Source organism: Pseudomonas sp. B21-053 (assembly GCF_026016365.1).
Lineage (GTDB): Bacteria > Pseudomonadota > Gammaproteobacteria > Pseudomonadales > Pseudomonadaceae > Aquipseudomonas > Aquipseudomonas nunensis.
This window is the reverse complement of record NZ_CP087205.1, coordinates 5833466-5853264: the sequence shown is the minus strand read 5'-3', so window position 1 is coordinate 5853264 and position 19799 is coordinate 5833466. Positions and strand designations below refer to the sequence as shown.

Annotated in this window: 20 protein-coding genes and 1 tRNA gene; 13 read left to right on the top strand and 8 right to left on the bottom strand. The window is 53.7% G+C overall.

What is annotated here, in order from left to right; translation table 11 throughout:
* Positions 1 to 351 precede the first annotated feature (351 nt).
* From LOY68_RS26110 to LOY68_RS26100, 3 genes are all read left to right on the top strand, one after another.
* The gene (locus LOY68_RS26110) at positions 352 to 804 is read left to right on the top strand and encodes a hypothetical protein (protein ID WP_265040769.1); all 453 of its coding nucleotides are present in this window, start codon (positions 352 to 354) and stop codon (positions 802 to 804) included.
* 98 nt (positions 805 to 902) lie between these two features.
* A complete protein-coding gene (locus LOY68_RS26105) occupies positions 903 to 1655 on the top strand; it encodes a hypothetical protein (protein WP_265040768.1) in 753 nt (250 codons plus the stop codon).
* Between the two features lie 35 nt (positions 1656 to 1690).
* The gene (locus tag LOY68_RS26100) at positions 1691 to 2059 is read left to right on the top strand and encodes a PH domain-containing protein (RefSeq protein ID WP_163912214.1); all 369 of its coding nucleotides are present in this window, start codon (positions 1691 to 1693) and stop codon (positions 2057 to 2059) included.
* Positions 2060 to 2214: 155 nt separating this feature from the next.
* Here LOY68_RS26100 and LOY68_RS26095 read toward each other — a convergent pair whose 3' ends face one another.
* From LOY68_RS26095 to LOY68_RS26065, 7 genes are all read right to left on the bottom strand, one after another.
* Positions 2215 to 2520 (bottom strand): DUF3077 domain-containing protein, encoded by a 306-nt coding sequence (locus tag LOY68_RS26095; RefSeq protein WP_265040767.1) that lies wholly within the window; start codon positions 2518 to 2520, stop codon positions 2215 to 2217.
* A 680-nt stretch (positions 2521 to 3200) separates the two neighbouring features.
* Positions 3201 to 5750 (bottom strand): S8 family peptidase, encoded by a 2550-nt coding sequence (locus LOY68_RS26090; protein WP_265040766.1) that lies wholly within the window; start codon positions 5748 to 5750, stop codon positions 3201 to 3203.
* A complete protein-coding gene (locus tag LOY68_RS26085; protein ID WP_265040764.1) occupies positions 5674 to 6762 on the bottom strand; it encodes an AAA family ATPase in 1089 nt (362 codons plus the stop codon). The genes LOY68_RS26090 and LOY68_RS26085 overlap by 77 nt, the downstream gene beginning before the upstream one ends.
* A gap of 1 nt (position 6763) precedes the next feature.
* A complete protein-coding gene (locus LOY68_RS26080) occupies positions 6764 to 7024 on the bottom strand; it encodes a carboxypeptidase-like regulatory domain-containing protein (protein ID WP_265040763.1) in 261 nt (86 codons plus the stop codon).
* A gap of 13 nt (positions 7025 to 7037) precedes the next feature.
* Complete coding sequence (locus tag LOY68_RS26075) at positions 7038 to 7910, bottom strand: trypsin-like serine peptidase (RefSeq protein WP_265040762.1); 873 nt, start codon at positions 7908 to 7910, stop codon at positions 7038 to 7040.
* A gap of 343 nt (positions 7911 to 8253) precedes the next feature.
* Positions 8254 to 8583, bottom strand: a complete 330-nt coding sequence (locus tag LOY68_RS26070) for a hypothetical protein (protein ID WP_265040761.1) — start codon at positions 8581 to 8583, stop codon at positions 8254 to 8256.
* Positions 8584 to 8747: 164 nt separating this feature from the next.
* Positions 8748 to 8832, bottom strand: a tRNA-Leu gene (locus LOY68_RS26065).
* 107 nt (positions 8833 to 8939) lie between these two features.
* Between LOY68_RS26065 and queA the strand changes: the two genes are divergently transcribed.
* From queA to LOY68_RS26035, 6 genes are all read left to right on the top strand, one after another.
* Entirely contained in the window at positions 8940 to 10004 is a 1065-nt protein-coding gene (gene queA / locus LOY68_RS26060; RefSeq protein WP_054045401.1) for a tRNA preQ1(34) S-adenosylmethionine ribosyltransferase-isomerase QueA, read from the top strand.
* A gap of 5 nt (positions 10005 to 10009) precedes the next feature.
* On the top strand, positions 10010 to 11125 hold the full coding sequence (tgt, locus tag LOY68_RS26055) for a tRNA guanosine(34) transglycosylase Tgt (RefSeq protein ID WP_161807656.1): 1116 nt from the start codon (positions 10010 to 10012) through the stop codon (positions 11123 to 11125).
* Positions 11126 to 11168: 43 nt separating this feature from the next.
* Positions 11169 to 11507, top strand: a complete 339-nt coding sequence (gene yajC / locus LOY68_RS26050; RefSeq protein ID WP_003185175.1) for a preprotein translocase subunit YajC — start codon at positions 11169 to 11171, stop codon at positions 11505 to 11507.
* Positions 11508 to 11570: 63 nt separating this feature from the next.
* Positions 11571 to 13439 (top strand): protein translocase subunit SecD, encoded by a 1869-nt coding sequence (gene secD / locus LOY68_RS26045; RefSeq protein WP_054045397.1) that lies wholly within the window; start codon positions 11571 to 11573, stop codon positions 13437 to 13439.
* A 9-nt stretch (positions 13440 to 13448) separates the two neighbouring features.
* Complete coding sequence (gene secF / locus LOY68_RS26040) at positions 13449 to 14363, top strand: protein translocase subunit SecF (RefSeq protein WP_265040759.1); 915 nt, start codon at positions 13449 to 13451, stop codon at positions 14361 to 14363.
* Positions 14364 to 14484: 121 nt separating this feature from the next.
* A complete protein-coding gene (locus LOY68_RS26035) occupies positions 14485 to 15033 on the top strand; it encodes a glycine zipper 2TM domain-containing protein (protein WP_265040758.1) in 549 nt (182 codons plus the stop codon).
* 252 nt (positions 15034 to 15285) lie between these two features.
* Here LOY68_RS26035 and suhB read toward each other — a convergent pair whose 3' ends face one another.
* Complete coding sequence (gene suhB / locus LOY68_RS26030; RefSeq protein WP_033061458.1) at positions 15286 to 16101, bottom strand: inositol-phosphate phosphatase; 816 nt, start codon at positions 16099 to 16101, stop codon at positions 15286 to 15288.
* Between the two features lie 146 nt (positions 16102 to 16247).
* On the opposite strand from suhB, the gene trmJ reads away from it, so the two are divergent.
* The 4 genes from trmJ (at position 16248) to LOY68_RS26010 (ending at position 19793) form a co-directional block, all read left to right on the top strand.
* Entirely contained in the window at positions 16248 to 17018 is a 771-nt protein-coding gene (gene trmJ, locus LOY68_RS26025; protein ID WP_054613614.1) for a tRNA (cytosine(32)/uridine(32)-2'-O)-methyltransferase TrmJ, read from the top strand.
* 2 nt (positions 17019 to 17020) lie between these two features.
* The gene (gene cysE, locus LOY68_RS26020; RefSeq protein WP_007903579.1) at positions 17021 to 17797 is read left to right on the top strand and encodes a serine O-acetyltransferase; all 777 of its coding nucleotides are present in this window, start codon (positions 17021 to 17023) and stop codon (positions 17795 to 17797) included.
* Between the two features lie 239 nt (positions 17798 to 18036).
* Positions 18037 to 18528, top strand: coding sequence for a Fe-S cluster assembly transcriptional regulator IscR (gene iscR / locus LOY68_RS26015; RefSeq protein WP_054045389.1), 492 nt, complete (start codon positions 18037 to 18039; stop codon positions 18526 to 18528).
* Positions 18529 to 18578: 50 nt separating this feature from the next.
* Complete coding sequence (locus tag LOY68_RS26010; protein ID WP_054045387.1) at positions 18579 to 19793, top strand: IscS subfamily cysteine desulfurase; 1215 nt, start codon at positions 18579 to 18581, stop codon at positions 19791 to 19793.
* The last annotated feature ends 6 nt before the right edge of the window (positions 19794 to 19799 follow it).

Here is a 19799-nt window from a genome sequence, read left to right as displayed (position 1 = left end):
CCAGAAGGTCGTCGGTTGTCCGAAAGTGTCGGCTGCGGCATTCACACCACGTCACGGTATCGTGGCATTTTCAGGCCGTTGGCCAGGCACCCTGAGCGGGCATCTTGTTGGGCCCGGTGCGATCTTCGTCGCACCTCTTCAGGGCATAAATTGCAGCTTGCCACGCCGGCATTGATTCAACGGTACAAAAGCGACGTGCTCGGTTCTTTCCACGACCACCCGTTAAGTCTAGAAGAGCACTGACAAAGGCGCGCGCTGTCTGAAATGTTTTGTGGCACAAGCACTGCGCACCCATCCACTACAGTGAACGTACGATGCCGTTCGGCGCGAACTGATCGCCAAGGAGTCAACATGAAGAAAGCCATCCTGCCGGCGCTGATCCTCCTGATCGCCGCCCAATCCCCGGCCTACGCCATCAACGACAAATACCGCAAACAACTGGAGCAATCCGGCTGCACCCAAGTCAGCGAAACCCAAGGCTGCGACATCCACAAAACCAAGGCCGAAAACGCCAAGGCCGGCTTCACCAACCCCGCCGCCGACAACCCAGGCACCCAGACCCCTTACGCCGGGCAGTGGGTGGCCAAGAGTGAAGCGGGCGCGACCGTCGCCACCATCCGCATCGATGCCAAGGAGCAGGTGTGGGTCAACGGAAAACGGGTCAACGCCAAACGCACCGACGGCACATTGCAGTTTCGCGAGGGTAAGATCGTTTTCACCATTCAGGGTGATCGGCGATTGCAGAATCAGGACTACTGGACCGACAGCGATGCAGGGACCAAGGGCCCGATTCAGATTGAATAGTGCAGCAAATGGGTGCTGGCCCCTTGGCTGCAAGTGGACGGCAGGATGGCAAAATAGTAGCGTCGCACCACTTTCTTCATCTACGTAACGGACTACGCATGCTCACTGTCGCTCAAGCCTCACGCCTGTTCTGCGCAATCACTTTCACCGTCGTGATGACCCCGGCGCTTGCCGACTGGGACTGGGATGAAACCCCGGAATACGCCTGGAAGACTTACCTCTCCGATTGCCAGCGATTACAGCAAGCAGTGACCAATGTGCAGAACGGGAGCCATACGGCCAAGGATGTCACGCCCTCTATTGAGAGTTCTCTGCGAACCCTTACCGTACACCGCAAGAACCTCGCCCAGACAAGCCACAGCTCCCCCGATTACGCCCGCTGTGAAAGCATCATCCCCCAAGCGAAAGAAATAGCGGCCAAGGGCAACGCTGAAAACGATGAGGCGTTGGATCAGCATTTTCGGCAAGCCCAGACCGAGCACCTGAACTCCCCGGAATACAAGCGCGCTCGCTCGATGGGCTTCAGCGACGTCGGCGAAATCGGAGCTCTCGACCAGCACGCTGAGCTGGATGGCGAAGCGAATCTGAAGACCTTGATGATCAAAGTCGATGCTGGCTGCGGCCGCTATTTCCGCGCCGCGCAATACGTCAAACCCTACGTGATCTACACCGCTCATCGTTCGGATGGCAGATGCGCCGTGCATAAGCGCGTCGCAGTGCTGGGCGGTGAAATGGTGGAGCGAGGCGACGAAATTGATGAGGACGGGATTTTTCAGTACGTGGGGTGGAAGACATTGAACGGAGCGGATGGATTTCCCATCGAAATTCGAGTCGTAAAGGCGCAGAAGTAACCCGCAGGATTTTTCTTCAACGGAAGGATGAACAGATGATCGACTTCAACAACAAAGGCTTCTTCAAACTCAAGCAAAACGAAGAATACGCCGAGCGCGTTGCCGATCTTTTGCTCAACGGGGAGCAAGTCATCGACTCGTACAAATCCATGCGCGACGGCGTGGTCTTCACCAACAAACGCATCATCGCCGTCAACGTCCAGGGCATCACCGGCAGCAAGAAGGACTTCACCTCACTGCCGTACAAAAACATCGTCGCGTACTCGGTGGAAACGTCCGGCACGTTCGACCTGGACTCCGAACTGGAGATCTACTTCTCGTCGCTGGGCAAAGTGAAATTCGAATTCACCGGCAGGACATCAATGGTGGAAATCTCAAAACTGATCTCCCAACACGTCCTCTGACCTGAGCTTAAAAGCCCCGAAACACCGGGGCTCCAACTAACTAAACACAATCCAAAATGTGGGAGCGGGCTTGCTCGCGAAGACGCCAGCCCAGCCACCATCAATGCTGAACCGACCACCACCCTCCCAAACAACCCGCCCCCCCATTTCTACCCCTAAGCCTTCTCCGCCGCCCGCTTAGGCGGCACAGTAGAATCCCGCCCCCGCGTCAACACCTTCACCGCATCATCCACCAACGCCTTACTCATCGACGTCAAATAATGCGCAGCCCAGGCATGACGGTCAGTGTCCCTGTCAAAGGCAGCCTCTTCGGTAAGCGACTTAGCCAAACGCAGAAAGTCAGAAGCCATGGACAACGCATCACCCAGCGGCACATCGCGAGTGACGTGGAACAGCGGTTGGTCAGCACAGTAAATGGCCGGGGTCAGGCCGATGGTTTTGAGTTCGGTAGGATCGATCATTGGGCTTCTCCGGTGATGGAGAGGCGATGGGGCAGGGTGGAAGCGTTACGCGATTGGGAATTGCGTAGAGGGGAAAGGCAAAATTTGTACGGATTGCTGGTGGTAGTCATGGTTAACGTCCTTGATATGAGGAGCTGCCACGTTCGTTACCACACGAATGGGTGACAGCTGTACGCAGGGTGGTAAACCGGGAATCAAGGAAACCGGCACGTCCGAAGACGTCCCACGCACAGCTGCCATAACTCACGCTTGCTGGCATAAAAAAAGCGCCGGTAGACGTGATGGGGGCGCTGTAGCGCCTTGAATAACACGGGTTACCACACCCGGTCGCTGAATTGGCAGCGACGGTGGGGAGGGTATCGCGGAGATCTCTTTCTTGCAACCTCTGAACGTCTACCAATAAATCATTTTTCCCGAATTACGACGCACTTAGCGAATTTTTCACAAATATAATGAAGTTGTATAAGTAGTTAAGGCTTCGTCTGACTTTTGTTCATAGTTCGCTATATTTAGTGATGTACAAAAATATGTGAGTAAGTGGGATTTTGGTTTTGCAGGTTTAAAGTAGATATTATTACAGTGTTGTTTTTGGAGCCTGATTTGCAATTAAGCTTGCGCATGCAGGCGAGCTGGTTGCGGGTGTTGATAAGAGGGTTTTTATGAGCAAAACCCTCTTGCTTTCATTTTGAACGAATTCTTGTTGCGTTTTGAATCGCTATTTTTGTACTTATTTCGTTATATATGTTTGCTTTTAAGGTTGTCGCTACTTCGAATGTAATTATTATGGCGTAGGGGATTATTGGTAATGCTTGGGTGCCTTGAGTCCTGCACTCAACTCGTACTCTAAGAGTGTCATCGTCGCCAATAGGAATTGCGTCTTGGCCCTCAAATATCTCATGTACCAAAGTACCTCTTCGTGAGGTATCGGCAGGAGGTTGATTTGATGAGAATCGACTTACCCCAATCGCATAGCCGCCTTTGTCTTCAGGGACGAAGTCGAGTAATGCATCTCTATACATTTGCTCCCCCGGTTTGGTAGGAGTCAACCAAGATAAAGTTATGGTCAGTCGCCTTACATCTTTTCGGCTTGATATAGAGGTGGGTATTGGGAAGCTAAATACCTGCGCATCTTCTTTTTGAAGGGCCCCAGTGCCCAGCATAGTTACGCGACGCTCTGTGCATCCTAGGACTTTGTCAAAATCAACAGCGCCATAACCTAAGAATCGAGTGATGTTTGAACGGCGATTCTTCCAGTGGTGAGAGCTTTGTGGTTCTAAAGTTGACTCTAGAAATTCACCAGCCACTCCCCAGTCCGCTGTGTGAGTCAGCAGTCCTTTGATTAATGAAGGCATATGAGTCTTGAGCGCTGAAAATTGGACGGTGGACAATTGAGATTCTAAACTGTCATAAATTCTAATCGCGGCTCTAGTGGCTAGTGCTGCAGAGTTACTGGTTCCAATTATTTTTGTAGTTGCACTCTGAGAAGCAGAGCCTGCAACCTGCTGTCCAAAGTATTTTCCTGCTGTACCTGGATATAATGATAAACCCGCGGTAGATGCCGAGTAGGAGAGAAGTGCGCGCCCTCCACAGTGGAGAATGTCAGGTTTTACCGAACTTTTGTAACCCAAACCTAAACCTGATATCAGACTAGGAAATGGACTGATTTTGTATGGGTCTATGAGGTAGGCGTTAGGGATATGCTTGCTTCCATCGGAGTGACTAGCACCAATGGTCAACGAGTTTATAGATTCTGCAGGTGAGTAAATACTTCTAGTTGCGATTTTTTGTTCTATTGCTTTGGTGAAGGCTATATGTTTTTCGTCATCGGTAAAAGAATTTATTTGTGCCGGTTTGGAAATCGCATCTAAAGTGATCGGTGTTGAAATGTTTCCAGTGCTTATTATGAAAAGTAGGTTGTATTTCCAAGCTAGAAAATCAATAAGGCGGGCCCAGGCGCTCATTTGCCCAGAGAATGGGCGATTGATATCTCCTAACGAAATATTAATAATAAATACGTTGCCGCCCAATTCGGAAGGGAGCTCTTTGATTCTCTTTACAGCTTGATAAATGATATCTAGGAGTAATCGGTTCTTTGGTGTGGTTTCAGTAGGGTTTTCTATTGATGCTGAAAGCAAAAATTGTACATATAACTTTCTGTTAATGGTTTCTTCTTCTAGGGCCAGGTCTCCATGTAGAATTAGAGACGCCATAGCAGTGCCATGACTCCTTGTGTTGACAGGTGAATTTGATTCTAGATTTTCTGAATCATCAATTATCAACCTGTCTTTTAGGAGATTATGGTTTTGAATTACTACGCCATCAAATAAAGCCGCAATAGGTGGTCTCGTGCTTTGTGCTCGCGACTCAATACTAGAAGTATCATCTTGCTCAGAGTCTTGGTTTGGCAAGCTCATGGCTTGCGGTCTAATAAAAGCGATCTCATCTAGGTTTAAAATCGGATTGCTTAAATCAAGAAGTTTTTTTGCGTTGTCATAGCTGATTGAAATTAGCAACGCGTGATAACGAATTTCAGGAATTATTGTGCTATCAAGTATAGTGGCCGAAAGAGAGGTTAAAGCTTGGACTAGATTCTTTTTGGTTGAAATATCCTTGATATTGTTATTGTGGAAAACGGCTTCGAGCTCTAGATGAACCTCGCTGGAAGATTTTTCATCTAGTGCGGAAATAAAATTTATTGCTTCGTTTGTAAGTCTATCTTTTGCACCCCATGGTCTTATATCTTTTAATTGGCTGAATAATTCTTTCCACTCCTTCTGGCCTGGAGGGAGTTCTTTGTTTTTGGAGTAAATGTCCCAAAGTCTTAGTAATTGATTAAGTGCTTGCTGGCTTGGAATGGTGAGATAAAGCCTACCATCAAGTTTTTTCTCCGGCTTTGCTCTGTCTCTAAAGTCCCCGTCTCCTTCGAAAGAAAAGTCGCTTTCGTCAATCCATGTTAGGCCTAGCTTTTCTATTGCTCGTTTAAAATCTTGTTTAGGCTGCGCGAGTTCAAATACGATTGCCTTATTCGGGTACACCCCGTCACTGCTATCAGTTACTTTGACAGTGACGTCTTTAGATAAATTAAGGTTCCGTATCTGTTCGAATTTCGGGCCTAGCCTTGCAGACTGCCTATCAGGAGATGGAGTTACAATGCTAAAAAATTTCGGACTGCCTTTCACTCTTGACCGTTTTGTTGGTGGGTTTAGAACGATCAGAGGTAGTTTTTCCATGATTGCTAGTGTCGTCCTTGTTGTTTTTAGTAGGTGAAAATTGGTTTAATAGTTTTGAAATTATATCTTTTGTTTTCGAGTTGCCAGTGCTTAGAATTAATTTCCTTTTTACATCAAGAAAGAAATTTTCGATTGTGGAGTAGCTATTTCCGATCAGTTTTTTAGCTAGCTCAGAGTGGTTGTGGTCTAACGGTTCGCCAAGATTTTTTTCAAACGAATTAATATATAATTGAATTTGTTTTAACGTGGGTGGGTTTAATTCGATTTTAATTTGGAATCTTCTCCACGCAGCACGATCAATCAGTTCAGGGTGGTTTGTAGCCGCAATAACTATATTGTACGATGGCAGATCATCAATTTGCAGGAGGAGAGAGCTGACGACGCGCTTAATTTCTCCGGTTTCATGAGTGTCTCCTCTCTCTTTGCCAATGGCGTCGAACTCATCAAAGAAAACTACGCAAGGTCTTGTTTTAAGGAAGTCAAATACCTGTTTTAATCTTAGCGCTGTTTCACCTAGATAGCTTCCGATTACGGATTCGTATTTAACAACGTATAGAGGTAGCCCCATACTATATGCAATCGCTTCCGCTAAGCTAGTTTTCCCGTTTCCAGGTGGACCAACAAGAAGAAGTCTATTTCTAGGCTCTACTGCAAAAGACCTCAAAAGGTCTGCGCGTAAATGCTCGTCAATTAACTCATTGCATAGCTCTAATGACGGCTCGTCTAGAAAAATTTGCGAGAGACTTCGTTTGGGTTTTATTTCAATAAAAAGCTCTTCGGAATTAATTTTGTTGGAAGAGTTTAATTCAATATTGTTAGGGTTGTGCGATTCAGGGGCAGCTTGCTTCGTCCATCGTTCACTTCGAAGAGCATCACTAAGCTTCTGTGCATATATATGATGTTGTCTTGAGTGTTCCTCGGTAATTATGGCTTCGATGGTGCGGCGGACAAGCTGCTTGTCATTATCTAAGCTAGCTTGTGCAAGTTTGATGACTAAGTCGCTTCTTGCCATTTTAGTTGTGCACGCAAATTGTGGGTGAGGACTTGTTATGGTTGTATTTTGATATTTTTTTTGTACCAGTTTTTCCGGTTTTGGTGGATGCGATAATGCTAAAGTCTCCGGGGGGGAGAATTAGTTTAAATAATCCATTTTTACCTGTGATACTTGCAATATCAATGGTCGGATAAGTGCTAGCCTCCACTGAAACAAATGCACCTGTTACAGGGTTTCCGAATTCATCAATGACGTAACCTTCTATAAATTTGCTTTTCATTGGTTGCACCTCATTAAATAGTGCGCCATTCAGCGATCTGCTTGGCTAAGGAGTTAGTTATTCTCACTCCTGAGTTCGCGCTGATAGCGTAGCCGGCGCCATTTGAGTGGATTCCAATAACCACTGGTTTGTCATCCTCATTGTAGAACCACACAGGGGAACCGCTCTGGCCGCCTTCTGTGTCTATATCGTAATATAGCTTGTATTTTGTGGTGTTGCTGATTCTGTTGGCGTGATGCATTTGTTCTTCGCCATACACACTTCCAGGGTAACCTGAAATATTGATTAGCTGACTTTCTAAATCTGAATTTGGATATGCTCCAAAAGCAAAGAAACCTATGTCTGCCCCTATATCGCTTTCTAGAATTATTGCGCCAATATCGTTATTTTCATCGCCCGAATCTACCCATTCTTTTACCGAATGCAGTTTGTTCGATTTGAAACTTCCGAAAGGTTCGTTAGAGCCGTCGCGACCAGGAATAATGGTGATTTCATCTGCCCAGCCACCATCATAGGACTCATTGTAGACGCAGTGTCCAGCTGTGATGATTAGTCTTGGTCCTGCAATCCATCCTGTTCCAACATATTCCGAGCCATCTTTGCAGCTGATTTTCAAGGAGCAGATTAAACGCCAAGGGGTGAATGTTGTATCAAGAACTCTAGATCTACGATCTTGACCAGAGATAAGTAAGCTTTGCCCATATGCAGTTTTTTGAACGAGTGGAGAGGTTGCCTTTCCTCTAACAATTAATTTGTCAGATGAGCAACTTTTCTCGTTTGCTTCAACCGGAGTTTCAAAGCCCGCAAAGGTTTCCGCTCGCTGGATGGATGCGATTTCCAGCTTTGGAGATCGGTTATTTACATCTCTGTCGAAATTCGTTTTCATTATTTCTCCATTGTCTTGAGTTATTGATTATTGTGTTTTAATAGGTTTATTCTATTTCTGCGCGGTAATCATCTGCTCGCTAAGGTCATCGTCGCCTACTTTTGGCGGTTTAGTCAGTACCTTTTTCTTCTCGCCGCCATAACCTTAGCTTTGAGGTTTGGGATGTCGTCGCTTTATTCCGAGGATAGGGCATTGCCTTGGCAAAACGAGAGCAGATCATATGCCAGCTAAATTTTTGCCGGCAGCAACAAAGGAGGGCTGATTTATTTTTTGGCAGGCAAGGCAAGGCAACCAGTAATCGGTCGTCGCACGAAAGTTGCTGGGGTTGGACGCGGCACCCTCCCTACTGAATGTCTTTCAGATAATCTTTGAGTGCAATGACCGGCGCTTCAAGCTGCTCCATCGTGCGCGCGGCGTTGAAATCAGCGAACAACTTATTCAGCTCGCGTCCGAGTGGAGTCTCAACCCCACCCAAAGCCTCCAACGCCAACCCAACACAATGCCCCACCCGAAACTGAATCCCCTCAACATCACCCCGCCGTACCAGCAACCCAAAAACCTCCCGCTCATAATCACTCATGATCGGATCATCCCGCAGAATCGGACTTTCCCCCTCCCGCTCATAAGCCAGCTTGAGGGCGAACAGGGCAACGGTTTCCAGGTGCAATTCCATTGTGTGAATCCTTGATTCGTTGGCTGTGCGGGCTTGGGTTGTGGCGCCTTAAAGGCAAGATCAAAAGATCGCAGCCTTCGGCAGCTCCTACGGGGTGGTGGGGTGTCAGGCACTTTATCGTGGGCGAAAAAAAAGGCCTTGCTAAGCAAGACCTTTCTTAATTTTGGTGCCCCGAGGGAGACTCGAACTCCCACTCCTTTCGAAAACGGATTTTGAATCCGCCGCGTCTACCAATTCCGCCATCAGGGCTCAATGGCGGCGAAGTATAGAGATGAGATTACCGTCGGTCAATCAGGTACATAGAGAATTTTCACTATTTCGGCTAGACTTCCGGCCCCTGCTAGACGAACCCCATCATGCGCGTTGCTGACTTTACTTTCGAACTCCCTGATTCGCTGATTGCTCGCCACCCTTTGGCCGAGCGTCGCAACAGTCGCCTGTTGACCCTGGATGGGGTCAGCGGCGCCCTGGCGCACCGTCAATTCACTGATTTGCTCGAGCATTTGCGCCCGGGCGATTTGATGGTGTTCAACAATACCCGGGTGATTCCGGCGCGGCTGTTTGGCCAGAAGGCTTCCGGCGGCAAGCTGGAAATTCTGGTGGAGCGGGTGCTCGACAGTCATCGCGTGTTGGCGCATGTGCGTTCCAGCAAATCGCCGAAGCCCGGTTCGAAGATCCTGATCGACGGCGGCGGCGAGGCAGAAATGCTGGCGCGGCACGACACGTTGTTCGAGTTGGGTTTCACCGAAGAGGTGTTGCCGCTGCTCGATCGCGTCGGGCACATGCCGCTGCCTCCTTATATAGATCGCCCGGATGAAGGCTCGGACCGCGAGCGTTATCAGACCGTGTACGCCGAGCGCCTGGGCGCGGTGGCGGCGCCGACGGCGGGGTTGCATTTCGATCAGCCGCTGATGGAGGCGATTGCCGCCAAGGGCGTCGAGACCGCTTTCGTGACCTTGCACGTCGGTGCGGGCACGTTCCAGCCGGTGCGCGTCGAGAAGATCGAAGACCACCACATGCACACCGAATGGCTGGAAGTCGGCCAGGACGTGGTGGATGCGGTGGCCGCGTGCCGTGCGCGCGGCGGTCGGGTGGTGGCGGTGGGGACCACCAGCGTGCGTTCCCTCGAAAGCGCCGCCCGCGATGGCGTGCTCAAGCCGTTCAGTGGCGACACGGACATCTTTATCTACCCGGGTCGGCCGTTTCATGTGGTCGATGCCCTGGTCACCAACTTCCATTTGCCCGAATCCACGCTGTTGATGCTGGTTTCGGCGTTCGCCGGTTATCCCGAAGCCATGGCTGCCTACAAAGCAGCGGTGGAGCATGGTTACCGCTTTTTCAGCTACGGTGATGCGATGTTTATCACCCGTAATCCTGCGCCGACTGCCCCTAAAGAATCGGGCCCTGAGGAAACTGTATGAGTCGTATGTCGTTTGAACTGCTGGCCACTGACGGCAAGGCGCGTCGCGGTCGTTTGACCTTCCCGCGTGGTACCGTCGAGACCCCGGCCTTCATGCCGGTGGGCACGTACGGTACGGTCAAGGGCATGTTGCCGCGGGATATCACCGCCACCGGCGCGGAAATCATTCTGGGTAACACCTTCCACTTGTGGCTGCGTCCTGGCACCGAAGTGATCAAGAAGCACGGCGACCTGCACGATTTCATGCAGTGGAAAGGCCCGATTCTTACAGACTCCGGCGGCTTTCAGGTGTTCAGCCTGGGCGCGATGCGCAAGATCAAGGAGGAGGGCGTGACCTTCGCTTCCCCGGTCGATGGCGCCAAAGTGTTCATGGGCCCGGAAGAGTCGATGCAGGTCCAGCGTGACCTGGGCTCCGACATCGTGATGATTTTCGACGAATGCACCCCGTACCCGGCCGACGAAGACGTCGCTCGCGTGTCCATGGAGCTGTCGTTGCGTTGGGCCCAGCGTTCGAAAAACGCCCATGGCGATAACACGGCGGCGCTGTTCGGCATCGTTCAGGGCGGCATGCACCAGGACCTGCGCATGCGCTCCCTCGAAGGCCTCGACAAGATCGGCTTCGATGGCCTGGCCATTGGCGGTCTGTCGGTGGGCGAGCCCAAGCACGAGATGATCAAGGTGCTGGATTATCTGCCAGGCCTGATGCCGGCTGACAAACCTCGTTACCTTATGGGCGTTGGCAAACCGGAAGATCTGGTTGAGGGTGTGCGCCGCGGTGTGGACATGTTCGATTGCGTGATGCCAACCCGTAATGCCCGCAATGGGCATCTGTTCATTGATACAGGCGTGCTGAAGATCCGTAACGCGTTCCATCGCCATGATGATTCGCCGCTGGATCCGACCTGCGATTGCTACACCTGCCAGAACTTCTCCCGTGCTTATCTGCACCATCTGGACAAGTGCGGCGAAATGCTGGGTAGCATGTTGAATACCATCCACAATTTGCGCCATTACCAGGTGCTTATGGCTGGTTTGCGCGAGGCTATTCAACAGGGTACATTGGCCGCCTTTGTCGATGCCTTCTACGCCAAACGCGGGCTACCTGTTCCGCCTTTGGACTGAGTTTTCTGACCCCAAGATTCAACATTTGCAACTGGAGTGCTAAATGAGCTTTTTTATCTCTAATGCCATGGCCGACGCTGCTGCACCGGCAGCTGCAGGCCCAATGGGCGGCGGTTTTGAGTGGATTTTCCTGGTCGGTTTCCTGGTCATCTTCTACCTGATGATCTGGCGTCCACAGGCCAAGCGCGCCAAAGAACAGAAGAACCTGCTCGGCAGCCTGCAAAAAGGCGACGAAGTTGTGACCACCGGTGGTATCGCCGGCAAGATCACTAAAGTGGCAGACGATTTCGTGGTTCTGGAAGTTTCCGACACCGTGGAAATGAAGTTCCAGAAAGGCGCCATCGCCGCCACGCTGCCAAAAGGCACGCTAAAAGCGATCTAAGTTTCAACTTCTACTCAATCGACGGGGCGCGCAAGGCGCCCCGCGTCATAAGCGGGCGGCGTGATGCTGAACAAATACCCTCTGTGGAAATACATTCTGATCCTGGCGGTGCTGGCGGTCGGTCTGATTTATTCCGCTCCCAATCTTTACCCTGATGACCCGGCCATTCAGGTCAGCGGTGCAAGTACTGCACTGTTGGTCAATCAGGCTGATCTGGATCGTGTGAGCACTGCGCTCAAGGAATCCGGGATCAACGTCAAGGCAGCCACGCTGTCGGCCAACGGCAAGGGCGGCCTGATTCGCCTGACCAAGGCTGAAGACCAATTGCCTGCCAAGGATGTTGTGCGCAAGGCATTGGGTGATGACTACGTCGTTGCACTGAACCTGGCACAAACCACCCCGCAATGGCTGCGCAGCCTCGGCGCGCACCCGATGAAGCTGGGTCTGGACTTGTCCGGTGGTGTGCACTTCCTGCTGGAAGTGGACATGGACAAAGCCCTCGACGCACGCCTGAAAGTCTACGAAGGCGACGTCAAGAGCCTGTTGCGTAAAGAAAAACTGCGCTATCGCAGCCTGCCGCAACTCAATGGCGCCATTCAGCTGGGCTTCACTGATGAAGCAACCCGCGAACAAGCCCGCGCGCTGGTCCGCAAGAACTTCAACGATTTCGACATTGTTCCGGCCGACCTGAATGGTCAACCGGTGCTGCGTCTGGCGATGACCCCAGCCAAGCTGGCGGAAATCCGTGAATACTCCATCAAGCAGAACTTGACCACGGTACGTAACCGCGTCAACGAACTGGGTGTTGCTGAGCCGATCGTCCAGCGTCAGGGCGCCAACCGCATCGTGGTTGAGTTGCCGGGCGTGCAGGACACCGCAGAAGCCAAGCGTATCCTCGGCAAGACGGCCAACCTTGAGTTCCGTTTGGCTGCAGAGCCAGGCGCTTCGAAAGCCACTTCCGAAAGCTTCGAGTTCCGTGAAGGCAAGCGTCCGCCAGCACAGATCGAGCGTGGCCTGATCATCACCGGTGACCAGGTAACTGACGCCAAGGCTGGCTTCGGCGAGCACGGCACGCCAGAAGTGAACATCCGTCTGGATGGCCACGGTGGCGAGCTGATGAGTCGTGCGACTCGCAGCAACGTTGGTCGCAGCATGGCGGTAATCTTCATCGAGCAACGTCCGGTTACCACTTACACCAAGCAAGTGGTTGATGGCGTCGAGAAAGACGTAGCCGTTCAAACGTTTAAAGAGGAGAAGAAGATCATCAGCCTGGCGACCATCCAGTCGCCGCTGGGTGCTCAGTTCCGCATCACTGGCCTGAACGGTCAGGGCGAGTCGTCCGAACTGGCGCTGTTGCTGCGTGCCGGTGGTCTGGCCGCACCGATGTACTTCGCTGAAGAGCGCACCATTGGCCCGAGCCTGGGTGCCGACAACATCACCAAAGGTATCGATGCATCGCTGTGGGGCATGCTGTTTGTCTCGCTGTTCATCATCGCCATCTACCGCTTCTTCGGCATCATCGCCACTGTCGCTCTGGCCGTGAACATGGTGTTGCTGCTGGCCTTGATGTCGCTGCTGGGTGCAACGCTGACCCTGCCGGGTATCGCCGGTATCGTATTGACCATGGGTATGGCGGTCGACGCCAACGTTCTGATCTTCTCGCGGATTCGTGAAGAGATTGCGGCGGGCATGACCGTACAACGGGCAATCAACGAAGGCTTCGGCCGGGCATTCACCGCGATTCTCGACGCCAACCTGACAACATTGCTGGTCGGCGGGATTCTCTTTGCGATGGGCACCGGCCCGGTCAAAGGCTTCGCAGTGACCATGTCCCTCGGGATCTTTACCTCGATGTTCACGGCCATCATGGTGACCCGCGCGATGGTCAACCTGATCTTCGGCGGTCGGGACTTCAAGAAGTTGTGGATTTAAGGGGCTGCCATGTTACGTACAATCAACTTCATGGGCGTTCGCAACTTCGCGTTCGGCGTCACATTGTTCCTTACCGCACTGGCGTTGTTCAGCTGCTGGCACAAGGGCATGAACTGGGGCCTGGACTTCACCGGCGGTACGCTCATCGAGCTGACCTACGAGCGTCCGGCCGATGTATCCAAGGTGCGTACCCAACTCACTGAGTCGGGTTACCACGAAGCCATCGTGCAGAGCTTCGGTGCAACTACCGACCTGCTGGTGCGTATGCCTGGCGAAGACCCGCAACTGGGTCACCAGGTCGCTGAAGCACTGCTGAAGGTCGGCGGCGATAACCCGGCGACGGTCAAGCGCGTCGAGTTCGTCGGCCCGCAGGTCGGTGAAGAACTGCGCGACCAGGGCGGCCTCGGCATGCTGATGGCGCTGGGCGGCATCCTGATCTACCTGGCTTTCCGCTTTCAGTGGAAGTTCGCGGTCGGCGCCATTGTTTCGCTGATCCACGACGTGATCGTGACCATCGGTATCCTGTCGTTCTTCCAGATCACTTTCGATCTGACGGTGCTGGCGGCGGTATTGGCGATCATCGGTTACTCGCTCAACGACACCATCGTGGTATTCGACCGGGTTCGTGAGAACTTCCGTGTACTGCGCAAGGCGACCTTGATCGAGAACATCAACATCTCGACCACGCAAACCCTGCTGCGGACCATGGCGACGTCGATCTCCACCTTGCTGGCGATCGCGGCACTGCTGTTCTTCGGCGGCGACAACCTGTTCGGCTTCTCCATCGCCCTGTTTATCGGTGTTCTGGCGGGTACCTACTCGTCGATCTACATCGCGAACGTGGTGCTGATCTGGCTGAACCTGAGCAGCGAGGATCTGATTCCTCCTGCGGCGGCCGAGAAGGAAATCGACGACCGTCCATAACGGCCATCGTTTTTCCAGCTGTCTGCCAAAAAAGGCGCGAGTTGAACTCGCGCCTTTTTTTATGCTCCAAGGCTGGGAGAAGCGCGGACAACGATCCGCATGTGATGGTCAGGAGGTTCATGTGAACAAGTCGTTGCTGGTTGGTGCGGTACTGGGTGCTGTCGGTGTGACTGCCGGGGGCGCTGTTGCCACCTACAGCCTGGTTAAAAGCGGCCCTGAGTATGCGCAAGTATTGGCCGTTGAACCGGTTAAGACACAGATCAAGACTCCACGTGAAGTATGCAAGGATGTTGCAGTAACCCGTCAGGCGCCGGTCAAGGATCAACACCAGATCCTCGGTACGGTCCTGGGTGCGGTAGGCGGTGGTTTGCTCGGCAACCAGATCGGCGGCGGTAATGGCAAGAAGCTTGCTACCGTGGCGGGTGCTGTTGGCGGTGGCTACGCGGGGAACAAGGTCCAGGAAGGTATGCAGAATCGCGATACCTACACCACGACCCAGACTCGCTGTAACACCGTGAATGACATCAGCGACAAGGTTGTCGGCTACGACGTCCGTTACTCGCTGGATGGTAAGGAAGGCAAAGTGCTGATGGACCGCGATCCGGGCAACCAGATTCCGGTAGACAAGGAAGGTAAATTGATCCTGTCGCAGAATGAGCCGGCTCAGTAATGAGCTGATTGCCAGGCACAAAAAGAAGCACCCGAAAGGGTGCTTTTTTATGCCCTCAATTCCTCCATCCACCAAAAATCCCCTGTGGGAGCGGGCTTGCTCGCGAAAGCGGTGTATCAGTCGATATCTATGTTGAATGTAAGGCTGCATTCGCGAGCAAGCCCGCTCCCACATGGGTTTGGTGGTGTTTTGAGGGCAAATCCCGGTCATAAAAAAAGCACCCCGAAGGGTGCTTTTTTTGTGGGCGTTCGCTTAGCGTTTCAGCGAAGCCGGCAGGTGCGGCTGGATGGCCGTCAGGACTGCTTTGAAGCATTTGGTGTTACCGGCAACGACGTGGCCTTTTTCAAGGAAGTCGTGACCGCCGGTGAAGTCGCTCACCAAGCCGCCGGCTTCCTGGATCAGCAGGGCGCCTGCAGCCATGTCCCACTCGGACAGGCCCGACTCCCAGAACGCGTCGAAACGGCCGGCAGCCACGTAGGCCAGGTCCAGGCTTGCCGAACCTGCGCGACGGATGCCGGCGGTCTGGCCAACCAGGGCGCGGAACATGCCCAGGTAGTTGTCGAGGTTGTCCATTTGGTCGTCACGGAACGGGAAGCCGGTACCCAGCAGGGCGCCGTCCAGGCTGGTGCGACCGCTGACGCGCAGACGACGGCCGTTCAGTTGAGCGCCGCGACCACGGCTGGCGGTGAATTCTTCCTGGCGAACCGGGTCCAGAACAACAGCGTGTTCCAGGCGACCGCGGTATTTGCAGGCGATGCTGACAGCGAAGTGTGGAATGCCGCGCAGGAAGTTGGTGGTGCCGTCCAGTGGGTCGATGATCCACAGGTAGTCTTCGCCTTCGCCGCTGCCCGGGTGCATGCCGGTTTCTTCACCGAGAATGCCGTGGGTAGGGTAGGCCTTGCGCAGCGCGTCGATGATTTTCTGTTCGGCGGCGCGATCCACCTCGGATACGTAATCCTTGGCGTCTTTTTCGTCGACCTTGATGGTATCCAGGCGCTCGATGGAGCGGAAGATCAATTCACTGGCGCTGCGGGCGGCGCGCAGCGCGATATTCAGCATGGGCTGCATGGATGTGTCACCTAAGGTTGTTAAAGAAAGCCGGGCATTCTATCAGAACTTTTCTACAGGTGAAGGTCGGTGTTCGCTTTCATAGCTTAACGGTAGCGTGAGCTGTAAGATTCGGCTCCCCAATTCTGTGTTCGAGATCGCCTCCCGTGCTGCATAACATTCGTGTCGTCCTGGTCAATACCAGCCATCCCGGCAACATCGGCGGGGCTGCGCGTGCCATGAAGAACATGGGCCTGTCGCGGCTGGTGCTGGTCGAACCGCGGTTGTTCCCGCATCACGAGGCCGATGCCCGTGCCTCTGGTGCCGGGGACATCCTTGAAAACGCGCAAGTCGTCGCCACTTTGGAAGATGCCTTGGTCGGCTGCAATCTGGTCCTCGGCACCAGTGCCCGTGACCGTCGTATCCCTTGGCCGCTGCTCGATCCCCGCGAATGCGGTACGAAAGTCGTCGAGGAAGCCGCTCAAGGTGCAGAAATCGCCTTGGTCTTTGGTCGTGAAGATTCCGGCCTGACCAATGAAGAGCTGCAGCGATGTCATTATCACGTGCACATCCCATCAGACCCTGAGTTCAGCTCGCTGAACCTTGGGGCAGCGGTGCAGGTGTTGAGTTATGAAGTGCGCATGTCCTGGCTCGCGGCCCAAGGCCAGCCGAGCAAGGTCGAGAAGGATGAAGTGGCGTCCACCAAGAGCGGTGAACTGGCGACCATGGATGAGCTTGAGCGATTCTATGAACACCTGGAACAAACCCTGGTGGCCATCGAATTCCTCGACCCGGAAAAGCCAAGGCACTTGATGGCGCGCCTGCGTCGGTTGTACGGACGAAGCTCGGTCAGCCGGGCGGAAATGAATATATTGCGTGGCATCCTCACGGAAACCCAGAAAGCGGCCCGTGGCGAGCTTCTTAAGCGGAAGGATTAAAAATGTTCGAGCGTTTGCGTGAAGATATCCAGAGTGTTTTCCACCGTGATCCGGCTGCGCGTAACGCTTTTGAAGTCCTGACCTGCTACCCCGGCATGCACGCGATCTGGATCCATCGCCTGTCGTCGGCCCTGTGGGGCATGGGCTGGAAGTGGCTGGCGCGGTTGGTGTCGAACTTCGGCCGTTGGTTGACCGGGATCGAGATTCACCCGGGCGCCAAAGTCGGTCGTCGCTTCTTTATTGACCACGGCATGGGCATTGTCATCGGCGAAACTGCTGAAATCGGCAATGACGTCACCCTTTATCAAGGCGTGACCCTGGGCGGCACCAGTTGGAACAAGGGCAAGCGTCACCCGACCCTGGAAGACGGCGTTGTGGTGGGGGCGGGCGCCAAGGTGCTCGGTCCGTTCACAGTCGGCGCCGGGGCCAAGGTTGGTTCCAATGCGGTGGTGACCAAGGCTGTTCCGCCGGGTGCGACGGTGGTCGGGATTCCAGGGCGGATCATCGTCAAGTCCGATGAAGAGCAGGACGCCAAGCGCAAGGCCATGGCTGAGAAGATCGGTTTCGACGCCTACGGCGTTGGCGAAGACATGCCGGACCCGGTGGCGCGTGCCATCAATCAGTTGCTCGATCATTTGCAGGCGGTTGATGGCCGTCTGGAGGGGATGTGCGGGGCGCTGAAGGATCTGGGCAGCAATTACTGTGCGAAAGATCTGCCTGAGCTGCGCGAAGAAGACTTCGCCTGCGTGAAAGACAAAGACCAGAGTCAGGCCAGCTAAACCGTTTCAAATGCTTCGCGGGCAAGCCTCGCTCCTACGGGGTGGCGTAATCCATGTAGGAGCGAGGCTTGCCTGCGAAGAACGATAACGCGCATTTGCTGGTGGTACGCAGCTAGCATTTGCTATGATGCGCGCGCTCTTTTGCGGGTAAACCTGACTAAAGTACTAGGTCTTATAGTTGACTTAAATACTCGGGAATAGCATACTCGCCCCCATTCCGAACTCCGTGGTAATTGTCCATGAGACTGACTACAAAAGGCCGATACGCCGTGACCGCCATGCTTGACCTGGCGTTGCATGCGCAGCACGGGCCGGTGTCCCTGGCCGATATCTCCGAGCGCCAAGGCATCTCCCTGTCCTACCTCGAACAGCTTTTCGCCAAATTGCGTCGTAGCAATCTGGTTTCCAGCGTTCGCGGCCCGGGCGGCGGTTACCAACTGTCCCGCGACATGCAGGGCATCCAGGTCGCCCAAGTGATCGATGCGGTAAACGAATCGGTCGATGCAACCAAATGCCAGGGCCAGGGCGATTGCCATCAAGGTGACACCTGTCTGACCCACCACTTGTGGTGCGATCTGAGCCTGCAGATTCACGAATTTTTGAGTGGTATCAGCTTGGCTGACCTTGTGACTCGCCGTGAGGTGCAAGAAGTAGCCCAGCGTCAGGACCAGCGCCGTTGCAATGGCAAGGCGCCACGCCTGGACAAGATTGAAGCGTCCGCCGTCGAATGACAGCCAAAGAGCTAGCGGCACGCCAGCCAGCCTGATTTAGGAGATAGTCCATGAAATTGCCGATTTACCTTGATTACTCTGCGACCACCCCGGTTGATCCGCGTGTCGCGCAAAAGATGAGTGAATGCCTGCTGGTCGACGGAAACTTCGGTAACCCGGCGTCCCGTTCCCACGTGTTCGGCTGGAAAGCTGAAGAGTCCGTCGAAAACGCTCGTCGTCAGGTCGCAGACCTGGTCAACGCCGACCCGCGTGAAATCGTCTGGACCTCCGGTGCCACCGAATCCGACAACCTGGCAATCAAGGGTGCGGCGCATTTCTATGCGACCAAGGGCAAACACCTGATCACCACCAAGATTGAGCACAAGGCTGTCCTCGACACCATGCGCCAACTGGAGCGTGAAGGCTTCGAAGTGACTTACATCGAGCCGCGCACCGATGGTCTGGTGACGCCTGAGATGGTTGAAGCTGCCCTGCGTGACGACACCATCCTGGTTTCGATCATGCACGTGAACAACGAAATCGGCACCGTCAACGACATCGCGGCCATCGGCGAACTGACCCGTTCCAAGGGCATTCTGTTCCACGTTGACGCGGCTCAGTCCACCGGCAAGGTCGACATCGACCTGTCGAAGCTGAAAGTCGACATGATGTCGTTCTCTGCCCACAAGACCTACGGTCCTAAAGGCATCGGCGCACTGTACGTCAGCCGCAAGCCGCGTGTTCGCATCGAAGCGACCATGCACGGCGGCGGTCACGAACGTGGCATGCGTTCCGGCACCCTGGCGACCCACCAGATCGTCGGCATGGGTGAAGCCTTCCGCGTAGCCAAGGAAGACATGGCTGCCGAGAACGTGCGCATCAAAGCCTTGAGCGACCGCTTCTTCAAACAGGTCGAAGGCCTGGAAGAGCTGTACATCAACGGCAGCATGACCGCTCGCGTACCGCACAACCTGAACCTGAGCTTCAACTATGTTGAAGGCGAGTCGCTGATCATGGCCCTTAAAGACCTGGCGGTTTCGTCCGGTTCGGCCTGCACCTCGGCTTCCCTTGAGCCTTCGTACGTACTGCGCGCCCTGGGCCGCAACGACGAACTGGCACACAGCTCGATTCGCTTCACCTTCGGCCGTTTCACTACCGAAGAAGAAATCGACTACGCCGCGCAGAAAGTCTGCGAGGCCGTTACCAAGCTGCGCACTCTGTCGCCGCTGTGGGACATGTACAAAGACGGTGTCGACATTTCGAAAATCGAGTGGGCGGCACACTGATTTCAA